Source organism: Anaerotignum faecicola (assembly GCA_024460105.1).
GTDB lineage: Bacteria > Bacillota > Clostridia > Lachnospirales > Anaerotignaceae > JANFXS01.
On record JANFXS010000001.1, the window covers coordinates 254,601 to 271,105 of the forward strand.

The window sequence follows — 16,505 nt, forward strand, 5'->3', positions numbered from 1 at the left end:
TCGTGCCTTGAATTACAAAAAATTTCTTCTGCTTCAAAACCGATCTTGCATAGCAAAGGTCGGCTTCAATTTACAAGGGCACACACGGTTTTAACGTACGTTAGCGGCGCAATAGCCGTGTTAAAGCCGCTTGCCGTAGGAACCCCCGTCTTTGCCTTGCTCTTGCGCCGCTAACGTACGATGAAACTCTCCGGCCTCACAAGGGGAAAATTTTTTGCGGTTCAAGGCGCATATGCGCCGGCATAGCCGATCCTATGACAAGCTTATGCAACTCGGAAATGGGGAAAATTTTTCCTTGTGTGGCGTGTGTGCCCCTGTAAACCGAAGCTATTATTGCCAGTGTAGCGGATAAAATATACAAACTTAATCTTCCACAAATACGCGGCGGCTTTCTTAAAACAATTCTCCCGCCTCATAAGCCGTATCCACAACAACAACCGCGCCGAAATCTTCAAGCTCCTTACGGCTTCCATATCCGTATGTAACTCCAATCGATTCTATTCCCGCCGCGGCCGCTCCTTCAGTGTCAAAACGCCTGTCGCCTATCAAAACCGCCTTGTCCTTATTGTTTACTTTAAGCTCTTTCAGGCAATCTTCAATTACAAGAGCCTTGTTAGTTATTCCCTTTTTAAGGTCCGCCCCGCCGATATAGTCAAAATATATGTCTATTCCTTTATCCTTTAATATCCTTTCGGCATAATACTTGGGCTTGTTTGTTGCAAGCCCCGTTATTTTTCCCTTTGCCTTAAGCACCGCTAACAGTTCTTCAACGCCGTTGTAAAGACGACATTCTTTCCAGCCTTTTTCATTGTAGTATTCATGATAATATTCCATTGTTTTTTCAGCTTCCTCCAGCGTCATTTTATATACGCTTTGAAACGTACCTATAATAGGCGGGCCTATATACGGCAGAAACTCGTCGGGTTCCACAGGTTGCCTGCCCGTTTTTTCAAAACAGTACCTAACTGCATTTATAATTCCATCCATGGAGTCAATAATTGTGCCGTCCAAATCGAACAATACAACGTCTTTTTTTAACTTTTCCATATTTCCTCTCCTATCGGCTGTATCCGGAAATTTTTTATTACAAACTATTATAATTCAAAAACCGAAAAAATCAAATCAAAAAAATTCTTAAATATAATAAAATCCGTTTGAGAAAATATATATTCTCTCAAACGGAAACAATCGCTTCTTATATCAAAACTGAAAAACCATGTTTATCCTTGAAAAATAAATTATGAACCCATTTCAGAACGCTGCCCGAATAACGCCCCCGCGTTAAATTTATTCTCCCTTTAAAACCCTCATAAATTCTTCACCGGTGATAGTTTCTTTCTCCAAAAGAAATTCTGAAATGCGGTGAAGCGCATCAATGTTGCCGTTTAAAAGTTCAGCCGCCTTTTTATGAGCCGCTGTTATAATTGAAAGCACTTCCCTGTCAATTTCAGCCCCGGTTGCTTCGGAACAAGTTAAAACGCTCCTGCCGTCAAGATACTTATTCTGTATGCTCTCAAGCCCCATCATATCAAATTTTTCGCTCATACCGTATTGCGTTACCATATTCCTTGCAAGCGACGACGCTCTCTCTATGTCGTTTGACGCTCCTGTTGTTGCAGTGCCGAATATAATTTCCTCCGCTGTACGCCCGGCAAGAAGAGTTGTAATCTGCGCCAAAATTTCTTCTTTGCTCATTAGGAATTTTTCTTCTTCGGGCATCTGCATCGTGTATCCGAGGGCTCCCATAGTGCGCGGCACAATCGTTATCTTCTGAACCGGCTGCGAGTCCTTTTGAAGCGCTGTTGCCAGAGCGTGGCCAACTTCATGGTATGCGACAATTTTACGTTCTTCTTCGTTCATTATGCGGTCTTTTTTCTCCTTGCCGGCTATTATAACTTCAACGGCGTCAAGGAAATCGCTTTGGTTTACTTTATCCCTTCCCAAACGTACAGCCCTAAGCGCGGCCTCGTTAACGATGTTTGCAAGATCCGCGCCGGCCCCGCCGCTTGTTGCAAGGGCAATCTGATGAAGATCCACGTCTTTATCAAGTATAACGTCTTTAACATGTACTTTCAATATTTGCTCCCGCCCAGTCAGATCCGGCTTATCTACAATAACCCTCCTGTCGAACCTTCCCGGCCTTAAAAGCGCTTTGTCAAGGACTTCCGGCCTATTTGTCGCGCCTAATATTACAACGCCTTTTGACGCGTCGAAACCGTCCATTTCGCTTAAAAGCTGATTTAAGGTCTGCTCCCTCTCGTCATTTGAACCCATTTGATTGTCCCTGCTTTTGCCTATTGCGTCTATCTCGTCAATAAATACAATACATGGGGCGTTTTCGACAGCCTGCTTAAAAAGATCCCTTACCCTTGAAGCTCCCACGCCGACAAACATTTCCACAAAGTCTGAACCCGAAAGGGAATAAAACGGCACCTTTGCCTCGCCTGCAACGGCTTTTGCAAGAAGTGTTTTTCCTGTGCCCGGAGGTCCCACAAGCAGGGCGCCCTTCGGAAGCTTCGCACCGACTTTTTTATATTTTTCCGAATTGTTAAGAAAATCCACTATTTCAAGAAGGCTCTCTTTCGCCTCTTCCTGCCCCGCAACGTCTGCAAATGTTACGCCCGTTTCTTTCTGCGCATAAATTTTTGCGTTATTTTTTCCGAAAGCCATAGGCCCCCCGCCCATTCTCTTGCTCATGCTCTTCATAAAAATGCTGAAAACTGCATATATAAGCACAAAAGGTAAAACCCATGTTGTTAAAAATTCCAATATAGGCGACGAATTTATTACAGGCGTTGAATAAGTAACGCCATGTGCGTCAAGCTTTTCATAAAGCGCCGGATCGTCAAGCTTTCCCGTGTAATACATCTTTTCCGGATTTTTAAGTCCGTTAACTTCCGTTTTAGATCCCGTTCCCGGCTTAACTGCAATAATAAGCCTGTCCTCGCCGATTTCAACCTCTTCAACTTTGTCCTCTTCAACCATTTGCACAAATTGGCTGTATGGTATTTCCGTTATGGCTCTTGTTGAATTTGAAGCGAGAAATATATTAAAAATACTTGTTACAAAAAGCGCTATAAGCATAAAACGTATAAGGCTTATAGTGTCGTTTGGTTTGCCGTTGTCCGGCGTTTGGCCCGTTGGCATTTTATTTCCCCCTTTAATTAACATGCTTTTGAACTTAATAAAATATATAAAACCGCTTATAGTACATGCTTATGCTTCATCATTTTATATTAATCTAATACGAATAAAATTACAATAAGTCTGCCGAAAAAACCGAAGCAAAACAAGCGCGTTTGAAAGTTCCCCACACATTTGATTTTAAAATCCCCACCATGACATAACGCCGCGGATAAATACCGCCCTTAAAACCAGACGTTCCATTTTTAACGGCGGCAGGATTTTAAGGCAAATTAATTAAAGGCATAATATTAAAGTATACATTCTCGTATATAATTCCCACGGCAAACCATACCGGTGCATAATCAAGGCGTATCAGGCCGTATACGCTTAAAGCTGCGCCTTCATAGTTCCACGGGCATTTTCCTATACTCCTTTCCAATAAATATCCGGTTAAATATTCTGCGCAAAAAATCAGGAGCATATATATCAGCCCCCTTATAAAAAACGGCAGCCCTCCAGACGCAATAAATACCGGTTCCATAAAAACCGCCATGCCGTAGATAAAGAACATCCACAGCGATGTGAAGGCCCTGAGGCTCACGTCTTTTTTCAAAAGCGATATCAGCCCGGTCCATAATATTTCCATTAAAAATCCCATTAAGCCGTAAATTATAAATCTTGTAATCATAGTGATTATTATTTTACAGCCGAAAATTTTTATTCTTCCAAAAGTACCCTTGCCAAAATATCCGCAAGCGGTTCCATGGAATTTAATATTTCTTCTTTTGTATTCGTTTGCGCCCCAACCTCTATAAGCAGGCTTTTTGGCGCCATATGAAGGCTGTACCTGTAAGCGTTAAGATAAACTTTCCTTGTAAAATTCGGATACATGCTGTTTGCCATAAGCTGCATATTGAAGCTTAGGGCAAGGTTATCCTTTAAATATGTATTAGGTAGGCTTGTCAAATCTTCAAGTTTGCCATCCTCATTAAGCCGGCAAAGTCCGTTAAAAAACATTATTTTTGCACACTGTTTGCCACCTACTTCTTCAACAAGATGTACGTCGCTCCTAACCCCGTCCCTGTGCATATCTATAACAACTTCAATAGTTGGGTTATCTTGCAAAACACGGCGTATATCAGGTTCCATTCTTTCATACGCCCCCGTTATCTGCCCCTTGCCGTCAACAACGTCATATTGTCCGTCGTGGTGAAGCACAGGTATTCCGTATTCTGTTTCAAGAATTTCTTTAAGCCTTTCTCCCGCGCCGTATATACCCTCCGTAATCCCTTTCGACGGATCGCTGTCGGCAAACATTTCGTTGGCATGCGTATGGAATATAAGCACTTTCGGCCCTTCCGTATTTTTATCTATTGTAAAATCCATATTTAAAAATTCCTGAGGGTTAATATCACCTTCCAAAAGGTCTGTCCGCTTATCAACTATATAAAAATTGCTTTTCAGGTAATTTACATCGCTAAGCTTCTCCAGATCCTCGGCCGTCAGATTAATTTTAGTTTCTGAGGAATGTATAAATTCAGTTTCAGGTTCTGATCCTTGTTTATCAATAATACTCTGTTCAAAATATGTGCCGCCCTCGTTAAAACCAAAAACCGCTTCCTCTCCTCCGCCCTGTTCGGAAACAGTTTGTCCCATAACTACTGTGGCAACCGCCCTCCCTGGGCCTGCAAAATAATATGTCCCGGCTGATAAAACAGTTAAAACAGCCGTCGTGGCAGTGAAATTTTTTAAAAACCGTTTATACTGAAAGCCGCTGTAACGCGCCATTTTATCCGCCTCCAAATCAAAAGTCCTGTCATAAATATAAATATATGTAAAACTTATTAAGGTATACCAATTTAAAAAAAGGGCAACCATTATATATATTATAAAATCCGGTATCCGCAATAAAACCGTTAATTTTTTTTCATCAATAAAAGGAGAACTCAAATGAAAAAAATTTTACTGATACTTATTATATTTTCCCTATCCGGCTGTAATACTCAGGAAAATGAAACTTCGGCGGTCGACATAACAATGAATGTCCCAAGCCAAACGGAATGTGACGTATATATAAAAACAGAGTCCTCAAAAGCCTTTAAACCGTTTACCGGAATAGAACTCACACAGTACTCAGGCTATAAAACCCCTCTTGACCTTAACCGCGTTTTCAGCGGAAGCAATATGTATGCGGTTACATTATCGGCAGGCAGAACGGTTCCGATATATTTCCTGCTTCAATGTATGACCGCCGCCAAAACTCCGTTCATAACAATAAATACGGATTTTGAAAACCTTCCCGGGGCATTTGAACTGCTGGAAACAGCGAAATCGCTCAGCGCTGTCAACACTCCCGTTATAGTAAACCTTTTTCCGTTGAATCCGAGCTTTTACGGCCATAGTGAAACTTATAAAGAATACTGGACAACCGCGGCAAAAATATTCGGCATATACGCCCCCAATGCAGTTCTTGTTTGTACTTTATCAACAGACGACGCCCCTTTTGAAAGCGAATATCTCCCTGACAGCGAACTTATTGGATATATAGGGCTGTCACATTACCAATATGCCGGAAAGGCCGAATTATTATACTCGGCCATAAATACTTTAAGCCGTAAGAGGCCCGAAACGCCTATTATTATATCCGCTCTCGGAATAAGCCACTATAATACGAAAAACCACACATACAGCCTTGTTGAAGCATGTGAAACGCTTGAAAATATTTACAGTTCCCTGTCGCTTTTCCCTCAGGTAAAAGGCGTCATTTACAGCGATAGGGATCTGTCTTTTTCCGCGCCTCGAATCGTGCCCAGCGACGACTACCGCATAACCACGGAGGAAACACTGTTCAATAAGTATATTGAAAGCTCGTCCCTCTATTCCTCTACCGAAAACAGCGGTTACTATAAACTTCCGATTAAAGGACTGATTTCGGACGGAAAGGCATATGTAAACGGCGATATACTGGAACTGGGAATACCGCTTTCGTATAATTCCCTCGAACGTTTCCAGTATAACAACGATTATATATTGCTGGATTCTTTTAAATTTCCGCAAACGTCATTCGATGAAAATTCAATTTATATTACCGCCGATATTGAAGCAGACAATTTTACGCCAAAGTCATAACGAACGTTTGCCTTCTGCTATTTCATTTTACGCTTACGCTTCAAACTAACAGAAAGCTTCCGCGCTTTTTGCGCTCACGCTTTCTTCCGTCCGTTAAATTAAATTTTGACATTTTCCCCCTTCTCTGATATTATCCATATGTACTGATATTTTTTTCTAAGGAAGGAGAAATAAAAAATGGGGTTTCTTGAAAAACAATTTAAACTGAAAGAAAACGGAACCACTGCAAAAATTGAAGTATCGGCAGGTATAACTACATTCATGACCATGGCATATATACTCATTGTTAACCCGAGTATTCTCAGCGCTACAGGCATGGATCCCAACGCTCTTTTAACGGCCACCGCACTGGCTGCCGCTTTAGGCACATTCTGTATGGCTTTCTTCTCAAACTACCCGTTTGCTCTGGCGCCCGGCATGGGCCTCAACGCATACTTTGCGTTTACAGTAGTTTTACAGTACGGGTACTCATGGCAGACGGCGCTTACCGCCGTATTAATCGAGGGTATTATATTTATACTCCTCTCGGCTGCAAATATAAGGGAGGCAATATTTAATTCGATACCGAAAACCCTTAAAAATGCGACAGGAGTTGCAATCGGGCTGTACATCGCTTTCATCGGCATGCAGAACGCCGGAGTTATTGTTGACAATGGTTCGACCCTTGTAGGCCTTGGCGACGTAAAAAGCGTGCCCGTTGCTTTAGCCCTTATAGGCACAATCATAACTGTCGTACTTGTAATTAAAAAAATTAAAGGCGCCCTTTTATGGGGAATACTTATAACTTACGCTCTTGGCATTATATGCCAGTTTACCGGAATTTATGTTGTCGATCCCGAAGCCGGCGCGTATTCTCTCCTTCCGGGAGGAGTCGTAGCAATGCCGCCTTCATTATCGCCTATATTCTTCAAATTTGATTTTTCAAATATATTCTCACTTGAATTTGTCACGGTAGTATTCTCATTCCTATTCGTTGACCTTTTCGATACTCTCGGAACACTTATAGGCGTTTCCACAAAAGCGGGATACCTTGACAAAGATGGAAAACTTCCGCGCATCAAAGGCGCGCTGATGGCTGACGCCGTTGCAACCACAGCGGGAGCCATACTCGGAACTTCAACGACAACAACATTTGTTGAAAGCGCCTCAGGCGTTGCGGAAGGCGGACGCACAGGCTTAACATCCGCCGTTACGGCAGTATTGTTCCTGCTTGCCCTTTTCTTCTCGCCTATAATAACGGCCATACCTTCATTCGCAACAACTCCCGCACTTATAACAGTAGGCCTTTTCATGATTGAAGCGGTTACAAAAATCGATTTTTCCGACTATACCGAAGGGTTCCCCGCTTTTATAACAATCATAATGATGGTTGTTGCATACAGCATTTCCGAAGGTCTTGTATTTGGCGTTATTTCATACGTTTTATTAAAAGCGCTTTCGGGCAGGGCAAAAGAACTTAACCCGGTTATAGTAGTAATAGCAATACTGTTCTTCATAAAACTTATCGCGGCTTAAAACATATATATAACTCCTTTAGGGCTTGACGCGGAAAGATAAAAAATATAAAATAATGTAAAAAGCATAAAACAATATCCATATAACTGGCGGAAGTGGACAACCACACGGGAGTATGGACTTATAAGCCGTCCGCCTGGGCAAACTGACTGTTTCGTCCCGGGCGGCGGCTTATTTTTGCTCACAACCGCAAATTTAATTATTAAAAGGGGGTTTTTAGAATGAAAAGAGCTTTATTAAGCGTTTCAGACAAAACAGGCATTATCGGATTTGCAAAGGAACTTGCGTCCATGGGCTGGGAAATTATTTCGACAGGCGGCACCCATAAAACGCTTGAAGCTGCCGGGATAAAGGTTACGGGAATTTCCGACGTTACGCATTTTCCCGAATGTCTTGACGGCAGGGTCAAAACGCTTCATCCGGCCATACATGCCGGCGTCCTCGCCGTAAGGGACAACAAGGAACACATGGAACAGCTTAAAAACTTAGGCATAGACACAATAGATATGGTTGTCGTTAACCTTTACCCGTTTAAACAAACAATACTAAAAGAAGGCGTAACAAGGCATGAAGCAATAGAAAATATAGATATAGGCGGCCCTACTATGATAAGGGCGGCGGCAAAAAATTTCCAGGACGTCGCCGTTATTGTAGATCCTGCCGACTACAGCGGAATTATAGCCGAGCTTAAAGAAACGGGCGATGTCAGGCCCGAAACCAAATTCCGTTTAAGCGCCAAAGTGTTTATGCATACGGCGCACTACGATTCGCTTATCGCGAACTATATGATGAAAGAAAGCGGCATTGAAGGATTCCCGGACACAATATCCCTTACATATGAAAAAGTCCAGGATATGCGCTACGGAGAAAATCCGCATCAAAAAGCTGCGTTTTACAAAGAAATAGGATTGTCAAAAGGCATGCTTACAAATGCAGTACAGCTTCACGGAAAAGAGCTTTCTTTTAACAATATAAACGATACAAACGGAGCGTTGGAGCTGCTGAAAGAATATGACGAGCCCACCGTTGTTGCATGCAAGCATGCAAATCCATGCGGCGTTGCAAGCGCGGATACAATACATGAAGCGTATGTCAAAGCCTACACATCAGATCCGGTTTCCATTTTCGGAGGCATAATAGCGGCAAACCGCGAAATTGACAAAGAAACGGCCGAGGAAATATCAAAAATATTCCTTGAAATTGTAATTGCTCCTTCTTTCTCAAAGGAAGCCGTAGAAATAATAAGCAAAAAGAAAAATATAAGGCTTTTGGAACTTAAAGACATATCTGCCAAACAGCCTGAAGGTTCCCTTGATTTAAAGAAAGTCAGCGGCGGAATACTTATACAGGAAGCCGACGTTAAACTTTTTGACGACAAAGACATAAAAGTTGTTACAGAAAAAGCTCCGACACCTCAGGAAATGGAAGACCTTAAATTTGCTTTTAAAATGGTTAAACACACAAAAAGCAACGGCATTGCCATAGCAAAAAATAAGCGTTCAATAGGCATAGGCCCCGGGCAGGTAAACAGGATTTGGGCATGCCAACAGGCTATTGACCATGGTATTAACTCCCTTGGCGAAAACGCCGTCAAAGGTTCATGCCTGGCAAGCGACGCATTCTTTCCTTTTCCAGACTGTATTGAGGAATGTGCAAAAGCCGGCATAACAGCCGTTGTAACTCCCGGCGGCTCCGTAAACGACCAGCTGTCAATAGATGCCTGCAACAAACACGGAATCGCCATGATATTCGTCGGAATGAGGCATTTCAAGCACTGACGCCAAATGAATTTAAATCCCACTGCAAACAGCATATAAGGCTTATATATTCCGTAAGCTTGTATTTAAGTTTTTATTGGCATGAAAGTTCCGTATGGAAAAGTTTTTGTTATTCGCATGTATAAACTTAGAAGAAAATCAAGCGTTTTCCATACATGAGAACATAAAAACTTCTATACAAAACTCGAGTTAACCATAAGCCGAATGTAATTTAATAAGTAAACGTATACTTTGTCCAAATATAATTATTTTGTTTTTTAACGCCAACGTATATAGAATTTAGATTTCCACTATAAAAGTTACCTACATACTCGGCGAAGAATAATTATATCGAAAATCCACTACACAGAAACAAATTATTTTGCGCAACATATCTCTATACTGTGGCTTTTATCAGGCAAACAGCCGCACATACAAAAATTTGCCATAATAAAAGCTGAATTTTTAACACTTTAAATCCTGTTAAAAAATTCAGCTTTTTTATTTTATAATATTTTATAATTCTTACCTTCAATTTACAAGGACATAACACGGCCGACAACAGCATTGGCGGCATAATAGAAACGCCAAAAGCATTTGACGCCGCGGCGGCTTCCGCATACTTTTTCCTTGCTCTAAAACGCTAATGCCGTTTCAACTCTTTGACTCCACATGGAGCAATTTTTGTTACTCAAGGCGCAAATATGCAGGCTTGTCCATAAGCAAGTGTGCAAACCGCGTGAGAATCACGGCGCGGAGCCTTCCCTATAGTGGAATTCGATAGTTCAGTCATGTATTCGCAACACAGAAGCACAGAAAAATTTACTATGTGCAGCATGTATGCCATTGTAAACCGGAAGGTAAACAATCCGCATATAAATACAGCGCCTTGTTTTCAACAATATAACCGCTCCCTAGGCCGTGATTTAACCCTCGTTCCCGCCGTCAATAAAACCGTTTAGTTTTAGGGCTTCAATAATGTCGTTAAGCCCCTCCTCGTTTTCCGCCTCAATAATATGCATATGGCGTCCATGGGTCAACCTAAGGAGCGGCTCGCATCCTGTTTCCTCTATTTTGTGAAGGAAATTTTTAACGTCCTTTCGGCTTTTTATATTCAGCGTTTCCCCGATTATTCCGTAAACAGGGTGTTCAATAGCCGTTGAAACCACATACCCGCCTAGATCCACAATTAAGTTAAGCTCATTTTCGATCTCCGACGCGCCATGGCATACCTTAACGGTGCGGCTCACCCCCTGATTATCAGGCTTATGGAGCAGATACCCCCTGGCAGTTGAAATTATATTTTTATTTCCCGCTTTTATAACAGCCATATCCTTGACTATAACCTGCCTCGTGACGCCGAATTTTTGAGCCAGGGACAATGCGCTGACAGGCGAATCCCTTTCTGACAGTATTTTTAAAATTTCTTCTTTCCTTTTGCCGCTGTCCATCTAATCACCTGATAATATACTTATCCTTTTTTGCCGGCCTCTCATCAAGTTCCTTTTTCTTTTCCTCGTATCCGGGCCTTCCGAACATTGCATATGTGGCGTTTTTACCTTCCTCAACGCCCGGCTGGTCAAAAGCGTTTATTTCCATAAGTTCACCCGCAAAACCGGTTGCAACCTCCAACATGTAAAGAAGCTGTCCTATTGTAAACTCATTTACTTTCGGAAGAGTTATAGTCATATTTGTTTTTCCGCTTTTTAAAAGGGCATATTCTGTGGCTGTCTGCTCCGTTTTAATAAGCTGGTTTTGAGTAACGCCGCCTAGAAAACCAAGGCTGGGTATGTCGCCGTATATTTTAGGTATGGTTATTGTTTCCTTAAATTCGTCAACGCCCAGAATAACGATTATTTTATCAAAAGGCCCCTCTGTATAAAGCTGTACCTGGGAATGTTGATCCGTAACGCCGAGGGCTTTAACGGGCGTTTGGCCGACATAAACTTCTTTTCCGTTATTATCGTACTTTTTGCCAAGAGATTCCGCCCAAAGCTGCGCATACCAGTCCGAAATGTATTTAAGGCTGTCGGCATACGGCATCATAACGGATATATTTTTCCCCTGTCCCATTCCTATATAGCTTAAAACGGCAAACATGTATGCGGGATTTTTGTAAATATCCCCTTCCTTGCATATTTCATCCATATATGCCGCTCCTTTTAAAAGTTCTTTAATGTCGATACCGCACATAGCGGCCGGGAGCAGCCCCACAGGGGTAAGTTCCGAAAAACGCCCGCCTACGCCGCTTGGTATATAAAATGTTTTATATCCTTCTTCTTTTGCCATCCTTATAAGATTGCCGTTTACCTTATCCGTTGTGCAGACAATATGCTTTGCCGCTTCTTCCTTCGGCAGTCTTTCTTCAAGCATTTCTTTTATAATCATAAACTGGCTCATTGTTTCGGAAGTGCTCCCGCTTTTTGAAATACAGTTAAAAAGGCATTTTGTCACATCAACTGTGTCAAACAGATATACAAGCTTTTCAGGATCTACGTTGTCGGCGACATAAAGTTTTGGAAATCCTTTCCGTTTGTCACGGGAAAGCTCATTATAATACGGATGATTTATGGCCTGCTGTACGGCTATCGGCCCCAGTGCGGAGCCGCCTATGCCTAAAACAACAAAAGCTTCTATATCGTCTTTAACCTCATTAACATACTGCAATATTTCCTCCACAACTTCATCTTGATTGTAAGGCAGATCCCTCCAATCCATTTTTCCCGTTTCCCTTTTATCCTTCATAGCTTTCTTTGCAGCGTCAATTTTGCCCTCAAGTTTTCTGATGTCGCCTTCGCATATTCCGTGTTCCCCTACGAAGTCTGTCATCATGTTGTTAAAATCAAGCCTAATTTTATCCATTCATCTAACCCCCATAATATTTTTTAATGGGCACAGACGCCCTAAATCAAGACATATGCCGCCGTTACGGCCAAATAAAAAACAATCGAAACTTCAAAATAAGACGGAAGAAAACGTATTGAACCGCTCTATTCTGTTTCCGGCAGATCATAAAGGGTTTCAAAAACATATCCTTCGGCCTTCAGATCCTTTAGTATACGATCGAGCGCTTGAGTATTAGACGTACTTACGGCATGAAGCAGAGTTATACATCCGTTATGCGTATAATCCATAACCCAGTCGTAAGCCGCCTGCGCTCCCGGCTGGTCGTCTACAAGCCAGTCTTTGTACGCAAAACTCCAGAAAATCGTTTTGTACCCCAACTCATGAGTTTTTTCAAGGGTCCTGATACTGTATTCCCCTTCAGGCGGCCTGAAAAACGGGGGCATGTCCTCCCCTGTAACTTCTTTAAAGTATTGCGCGCATCCGAGTATTTCATTTTCTATTTCTTCATCGGTAAGGGAACTCATCTGCGGGTGAGTTACCGAATGGTTGCCTACGATATGGCCTTCCGCAACCATACGCTTAACAAGTTCCGGTTCCGATTCTATATAGCTTTTTGTAACAAAAAACGCCGCCTTAACGTCGTTGTCTTTTAAAATATCAAGTATTTCGCTTGTGCATCCGTTTTCATAACCTTCGTCAAACGTAAGATATATAACTTTGCGGCTTACATCTCCTAAATAGTATGCCCCATATTGGCTTATATTAATATCCCCCTGTGCGGAAGGCGGCACTTTTTCCGTATTTCTTTTAAACCACCAGCTTTTGCTGTCATTATATCCGACAAGCGGGCTGTTTTGTTCGGGCTGCGGCGGCATTGCAGTTTCTTCGGCGTCCTGTTCGCCGACTTCCTCCTCTTGCAAAACAGTATCATGCAGTTGAACCGTTTCTTCGGCAGTATTTTCAGCCGAAACTACGGGAACCTCCGCAGCCTCTTCATATCCTTCATGGGTTGCTTCCTGCATAAATGGAGCCGCACTGCCTTTAGCGGTTTCACTGCAGACGCCGACGGCCGCCCCGACAGGAGAAACGCTTATAACGGCCGCCAAAGCCGCCGCCGTCAAAGATGAAAAAATCTCCATACAAACACCTCTTTCTCATTTTGTAAAACAAGCCGATATAATCACGCCGACACTCCGTATAATAACAATGGTATACTATAAAACAAAAAAATACATTTAAAAATTCTTAAAAATTACATAAACTAAACGGCTGAAATTATAAAAACAGGTAAAATATGCTTAAACCTATATTTTTTACATGATTTAAGATAACTTTTCCGTTATGAAAATATTTTATGAAAACACAAATAATTCTTTCTCAAACATGGATTTTTTGGTTGGAACCCTTTTATATGCGTACTGTTTCTATAAAAATATATTAACATATTATGATATGATTTTCTACCTAAATTTAAAATCATATTTTTTTAAAATTCTTCTTGCATTAAGGCGTATTTTGATATACAATAAGCCTTGATAATTTAATTTATTTACTCAGGAGGTGTATTCCAAATGGCATACCAGATTGATTCAAGCTGCATCGGCTGCGGCGCTTGTGCTGCAGACTGTCCAACAAGCTGCATTTCAGAGGACGGCGGCGTTTACAAAATCGACGAAGCTAGCTGCATCGACTGCGGCGCTTGCGCAAGCAACTGTCCAGTAGGTTCACCAAAGCAGATCTAATTTACTTATATGATAAAAATCTTATACTTCACAGTATAAGATTTTTTTCGTTTTCGGAGGAAATTATGGATAAACAAACGGAACCGTATATTCACAAAGTCCAGTATTATGAAACGGATAAAATGGGGATAGTACACCATTCAAACTATCTGCGCTGGTTTGAAGAAGCAAGAACCGATATGCTTGAAAAAATAGGTATGGGCTATGACGTTATAGAAGAAAAAGGCGTTATAATCCCGGTTCTTTCGGCATCATGCAAATATAAGAAACCTGTTGAATATGGAAATACCGTTACAGTTTCAGTTAAATTAACCGACTATAACGGCGTCAAATTCAAAATGGTATATAAAATTTGCTCATCTTCATCGAATATTCTCCATGCGGAAGGGGAAACCGAACATTGTTTCCTGAATAAGTGTTTCAAGCCTGTTAATATAAAAAAATATAATAAAGAAATAGCCTTGATATTGGAAAATTATATCACAGTATAATCTTTAAAGTTTCCTGCAAAAGCATGTCGGTGTTTACGGCAGAAAAGCGCGCGCCGCTCTTTCTGCAGTATTCCCCGATACCGTTCTGCATGGATAGTAAAGCTTTTTTATAGCTTTCAATTACAGCTAAGGACACAGTAATATCCTTATGCTCTCCTGTTTCACAGTCCGTAAGACATAGATTGCCGCCTAAAGGCGGATTTACTTCATCTTTTGAAAGCACCTGCACAACATTTACTTCCTGTTTTTTATATCTTAACGTATCGATTACGCCCTCAAACTCTCCGTCGATAAAAAGATCGGAAATTATAAAGCTTATTCCCCTCATTCCTTTTATAAGGCCCGACGATACCGTTTCTTTCAGGCTTGTAACGCCGTCGAATTCCAATCCTTCAAGAAATGAAACGACTTTAGGAAAGCTGTTCTTGGAGGAATTATTGAGCCGCCATTCTTTTATCCCGCCGCTCCAACCGTAAATATTAACCTTATCGCCGTTTTTAAGCGCTATGTATGACAATGAAGCCGCAATGATTTTTGCGTAAAACGCCTTATCCTCATAAAACCCCATAGAACGGCTTAGATCAAGGAATATATTAATTTCGGCCTGTTTTTCCTCCATTGATACTTTTGTTATAAGCTTCCCGCTTCTTGCATAACTGTTCCAGTCCATCCTTCTTATATCGTCCCCCGGGACGTACTGCCTGAAATCGGAATATTCTATGCTCGTTCCCTTCGCGCCGCTTTTCCGTTGGCCCGTCATGGCGGCAATGCTCATTTTTCCTGAAATATTTAAATTAAAATGCTCCAAAAAAGCAATATAGCCTTTTGTAAGGCCCTGAGAAAGCGTTTTCATTTAAAACCCCTCTTTTAACAGCCTACCGATCAAATCGTCGGCTGTTATGCCGTCGGTTACGGCTTCAAAATTTAAAAACAGCCTATGCCTTAATGAATTAAGCGCGGCGTCTTTAACATCATCAAACGCAACATTGTACCTTCCTTTTAAAAGGGCGGTAATTTTTGCCGCCGCCATTATTGCCTGCGCCCCCCTCGGGCTCGAGCCGAAGCGCGCATACTTTTTAATATATTCCGGTGAATTTTCATATTCAGGATGCGTCCTTAATACAAGTTCCATTATATATTCCCCGACAGCCTTTGAAACAGGGACGTCTTTTGCAATATTCCCCATCCTGATTATTTTGCCGCTGTCAAATACTTTTTTAACTTCCGAAAAAGACGATCCTGTCGTTAACATAACAATTTTATACAACTCGTCCTTAGTGGGAAAATCAACGTCAATTTTAAATATAAACCTGTCCATCTGCGCCTCCGGCAGTGGATATGTTCCTTCCTGCTCAATGGGGTTTTGGGTTGCGAGCACAAAAAACGGTTCCGGCAATTTATACGTTTCATTGCCGCTTGTAACTGTTTTTTCCTGCATTGCTTCAAGCAGTGCGCTCTGTGTTTTAGGAGTCGCCCTGTTTATTTCATCAGCCAAAAGAAGGTTTGAAAAAACAGGCCCCTTTTTAAATTCAAAACGGTTTTTTCCGTCTTCCTGAACGACTACGTTTGTACCCGTAACGTCGCTTGGCATAAGATCCGGCGTAAACTGCACCCTTGAAAATTCCAGATCAAGGGCGCGTCCTATTGTTTTAACAAGCTGTGTTTTTCCAAGCCCAGGCTGGCCCTCAAGGAGAACGTTCCCGCCGGCAATCATTGCCGTAAGGACTCCTCTTATAACTTCTTTCTGCCCTATTATGGCCTTTGAAATTTCATTTTCTATTAATCCGAAATCTTCGGCAAAATTTTTAACTTCATTTTCGCTGTAATCCATTGTACACCGCCCTTAATCCGGTTTTAACCGGTTTTTTTACTATAATTATATGGACAATGTAAAATTA

14 protein-coding genes and 1 riboswitch are annotated in these 16,505 nt (G+C 41.7%); of the genes, 5 read left to right on the forward strand and 9 right to left on the reverse strand.

The window, feature by feature from the left end:
• Positions 1-393: 393 nt before the first annotated feature.
• The 4 genes from NE664_01140 to NE664_01155 form a co-directional block, all read right to left on the reverse strand.
• Positions 394-1,047, reverse strand: coding sequence for an HAD hydrolase-like protein (locus tag NE664_01140; protein MCQ4725267.1), 654 nt, complete (start codon positions 1,045-1,047; stop codon positions 394-396).
• Between the two features lie 240 nt (positions 1,048-1,287).
• Complete coding sequence (gene ftsH, locus NE664_01145; GenBank protein MCQ4725268.1) at positions 1,288-3,147, reverse strand: ATP-dependent zinc metalloprotease FtsH; 1,860 nt, start codon at positions 3,145-3,147, stop codon at positions 1,288-1,290.
• Between the two features lie 259 nt (positions 3,148-3,406).
• Positions 3,407-3,814 (reverse strand): hypothetical protein, encoded by a 408-nt coding sequence (locus tag NE664_01150; protein MCQ4725269.1) that lies wholly within the window; start codon positions 3,812-3,814, stop codon positions 3,407-3,409.
• Positions 3,815-3,843: 29 nt separating this feature from the next.
• Positions 3,844-4,914, reverse strand: a complete 1,071-nt coding sequence (locus tag NE664_01155; GenBank protein ID MCQ4725270.1) for a stage II sporulation protein P — start codon at positions 4,912-4,914, stop codon at positions 3,844-3,846.
• A 162-nt stretch (positions 4,915-5,076) separates the two neighbouring features.
• Here NE664_01155 and NE664_01160 point away from each other — a divergent pair, with 162 nt between their 5' ends.
• The 3 genes from NE664_01160 (at position 5,077) to purH (ending at position 9,548) form a co-directional block, all read left to right on the forward strand.
• On the forward strand, positions 5,077-6,255 hold the full coding sequence (locus tag NE664_01160) for a hypothetical protein (protein MCQ4725271.1): 1,179 nt from the start codon (positions 5,077-5,079) through the stop codon (positions 6,253-6,255).
• Positions 6,256-6,432: 177 nt separating this feature from the next.
• Positions 6,433-7,770 (forward strand): NCS2 family permease, encoded by a 1,338-nt coding sequence (locus NE664_01165; GenBank protein ID MCQ4725272.1) that lies wholly within the window; start codon positions 6,433-6,435, stop codon positions 7,768-7,770.
• A gap of 72 nt (positions 7,771-7,842) precedes the next feature.
• A riboswitch (ZMP/ZTP riboswitch) is annotated at positions 7,843-7,919 on the forward strand.
• A gap of 72 nt (positions 7,920-7,991) precedes the next feature.
• A complete protein-coding gene (gene purH, locus NE664_01170) occupies positions 7,992-9,548 on the forward strand; it encodes a bifunctional phosphoribosylaminoimidazolecarboxamide formyltransferase/IMP cyclohydrolase (GenBank protein ID MCQ4725273.1) in 1,557 nt (518 codons plus the stop codon).
• 905 nt (positions 9,549-10,453) lie between these two features.
• Here the strand turns inward: purH and NE664_01175 are convergent.
• The 3 genes from NE664_01175 to pdaA all read right to left on the reverse strand — a co-directional run bounded on the left by NE664_01175 (position 10,454) and on the right by pdaA (position 13,513).
• Positions 10,454-10,978 (reverse strand): transcription repressor NadR, encoded by a 525-nt coding sequence (locus NE664_01175; protein MCQ4725274.1) that lies wholly within the window; start codon positions 10,976-10,978, stop codon positions 10,454-10,456.
• 4 nt (positions 10,979-10,982) lie between these two features.
• A complete protein-coding gene (locus NE664_01180; GenBank protein ID MCQ4725275.1) occupies positions 10,983-12,389 on the reverse strand; it encodes a glucose-6-phosphate isomerase in 1,407 nt (468 codons plus the stop codon).
• Between the two features lie 128 nt (positions 12,390-12,517).
• Positions 12,518-13,513, reverse strand: coding sequence for a delta-lactam-biosynthetic de-N-acetylase (pdaA, locus tag NE664_01185; GenBank protein MCQ4725276.1), 996 nt, complete (start codon positions 13,511-13,513; stop codon positions 12,518-12,520).
• Positions 13,514-13,945: 432 nt separating this feature from the next.
• Here pdaA and NE664_01190 point away from each other — a divergent pair, with 432 nt between their 5' ends.
• Complete coding sequence (locus NE664_01190) at positions 13,946-14,116, forward strand: 4Fe-4S binding protein (GenBank protein ID MCQ4725277.1); 171 nt, start codon at positions 13,946-13,948, stop codon at positions 14,114-14,116.
• A gap of 65 nt (positions 14,117-14,181) precedes the next feature.
• Positions 14,182-14,607, forward strand: coding sequence for an acyl-CoA thioesterase (locus NE664_01195; GenBank protein ID MCQ4725278.1), 426 nt, complete (start codon positions 14,182-14,184; stop codon positions 14,605-14,607).
• Here the strand turns inward: NE664_01195 and NE664_01200 are convergent.
• Together NE664_01200 and NE664_01205 are read right to left on the reverse strand one after the other, a co-directional pair.
• A complete protein-coding gene (locus NE664_01200) occupies positions 14,597-15,460 on the reverse strand; it encodes a DUF58 domain-containing protein (GenBank protein ID MCQ4725279.1) in 864 nt (287 codons plus the stop codon). The genes NE664_01195 and NE664_01200 overlap by 11 nt on opposite strands.
• Complete coding sequence (locus NE664_01205; GenBank protein ID MCQ4725280.1) at positions 15,461-16,438, reverse strand: MoxR family ATPase; 978 nt, start codon at positions 16,436-16,438, stop codon at positions 15,461-15,463. It lies immediately after the preceding gene.
• Between the last annotated feature and the right edge of the window lie 67 nt (positions 16,439-16,505).